We start from the raw sequence: 2,199 nt of genomic DNA on the forward strand, positions 1-2,199 counted from the left end.
GAACCACTTCAAGCTTCAGGCTTGGATCGAATGTTATGCGTTTTCTTGTTGCCATGTCTTGCTCCTCAGGTGGTGCATTTTCCACCTATTGAGGTGTCCGGACAAATTAGACCACAGCAAACAGCTTTTGAGGACAAAGTTTCGGCTGGGCAAGGACGGTACTAGAAAGTCTCAGGCCGGGCAAATACGCTTGTTCCGAACCGATCCTTGTGCGGAGGACTCGCCCACAATCGTTGCTCGACTTTACAACGAGAAGCAAGGGACACCACGGCAACTCAGCAGGGCGCACACCGGCCTCTTTCAGCTTTATGGTCAAAAGCTTCGCCAAGAGATTCAAGAGGGCGTCACAGTAGTTATCGAATCGTTGCGCGAAATTTTCATCCTTGACCCGATTCCGTCTCACATGCGTGCTTACTTTCCGCTCTCAGAACGCCTGGATTCCGACGGCAGAAATATCGCTGGTGTGCTTGCCGCCCTCCCCGAAGAGAAGGGGGCAGAAATCGAGGGAGTGCTTGCGAAATACGCTAGCCAGTTGCCGGAGCGCGACATACGACGCGTCTATGCAGCGACTGTGGGGCCGTTTAAATCAGACGCAATGCTTTATTGTGAAGAGCGATGGCTGGACAATGACGAGGTTCATTTAATTGATGCACGAGGGATGTCTGACGGCACGCTGCGCTTCCTTGCAATTCTCACCGCACTGCTGACACGACCGAGAGGCAGCTTGTTAGTTATTGAGGAAGTCGATAACGGTTTGCACCCTTCTCGCGCTACGTTGCTGTTAGCAATGCTCACGGACGTCGGAACGTTGCGCGGGGTTGACGTGCTTGTAACGACCCATAACCCAGCACTCCTCGATGCGATGGGAACCGCAATGGTGCCGTTCATTACGGTTGCTCACCGTGATCCTTCGGCAGGATGCAGTTTGTTGACGTTGTTAGAAGACATTGATCAACTGCCAAAATTGCTTGCGCAGGGTCCGGTCGGCATGCTCTCAAGTCGCGGCTTAATTGAGACGGCGGTCACGGGCAGGGCGAGGCCGATTCAGCCCCCAACCATCACACAGCAGGAACTGGATTTCTCAACTGATGGGGATGCAACAGTTGCTGTATTACCCCCAAACGGTGCGGTTGCATGATCAAGCGAGTTTTGATTCTCGATACTTCGGTACTGCTCTGCTGGCTGCAAGTGCCAGGCAAAGAAACTGCTGGCCCTGACGAGGATAGATGGGATCACGCTAGGATCGCAGTGCTGGTCGAGGCGGAAACTGGTAAGGGGAGCACGTTCGTGCTGCCTATTGCCAGCTTAATAGAGACCGGCAATCACATTTCACAGGCCGCAGACAATAGTAGATATGAGCGCGCAGGTCGCCTTGCTGCATACCTACGTGGGGCCGCTGACGCGGAAAGTCCGTGGGCCGCCTTTACTGACCAATCGGCACTTTGGCAACCAGACCAGTTGCGCCGTTTGGCTGACGAATGGCCCGCCTTGGCCGCAGGAGGGCTTAGCATTGGCGATGCGACCATTAAGGATGTCGCAGAACATTACGCCCGAGCCTCATATCATGTCGAAATTTTGACAGGTGATGCGGGGCTAAAGGCATATGAGCCAGTCGTTCCCGTAATGGTGCCGAGGCGGCGTGGCGGAAACTAGGCGTTCCTTATTAGTTTGCTGACTTGCTTATGCATTCGCTTTAGGGCGGTCTGTGCTGGTCGCCTAATCAGGCCGCCCATTGTTGGACTCTGCTGACTGCCTTCGCCGTCCACTTCCCGCCTCTGATCGTCGGCACTCCCATCTGATTCAGGTGAGCGGCAATAGCGTTCAAGCTCATGCCTTCACGGATGTTGCCCAAGTGGCCCATCATCTTCTTGGAAAACTCGATGGATGCCTGCTCGCGCGCCTCACGGCCCTTGAACTGTGCATCGGGCAGGTTAGTACGGTTGCCTAGGACGACGCCAGAAGCCTTCTTCATTGCCAGGGCCGCCTTCGTGCGCTCGGAGATCAGTCGGCGCTCTTTCTCAGCCAAGGACGCGTACAGGTGCAGGACAAACGGATCGATGTCAGCGCCCAGCTCTGCAACTGTCAACAGCGATTTAAAACTGATACAGTTTTGGCCTTCGCAGCGATTTAAAACTGATACACCTCCGTCACCAGCACATGCTGGATATTCACTCTTTTCATCACTCGTTCAGCCAGCCT

At 54.5% G+C, this 2,199-nt stretch carries 2 protein-coding genes; one reads left to right on the forward strand and one right to left on the reverse strand.

What is annotated here, in order from left to right:
- Positions 1-1,138 (forward strand): AAA family ATPase (locus tag ACP7EY_RS23845; protein WP_426197738.1); only part of this gene is annotated, 1,138 nt, incomplete at its 5' end.
- 582 nt (positions 1,139-1,720) lie between these two features.
- Here ACP7EY_RS23845 and ACP7EY_RS23850 read toward each other — a convergent pair.
- Positions 1,721-2,104 (reverse strand): recombinase family protein, encoded by a 384-nt coding sequence (locus tag ACP7EY_RS23850; protein ID WP_426197739.1) that lies wholly within the window; start codon positions 2,102-2,104, stop codon positions 1,721-1,723.
- Positions 2,105-2,199: the final 95 nt, after the last annotated feature.

Origin of the sequence: Massilia sp. DWR3-1-1 (assembly GCF_049898325.1) — a bacterium.
Taxonomy (GTDB): Bacteria; Pseudomonadota; Gammaproteobacteria; order Burkholderiales; family Burkholderiaceae_D; genus JAFCUW01.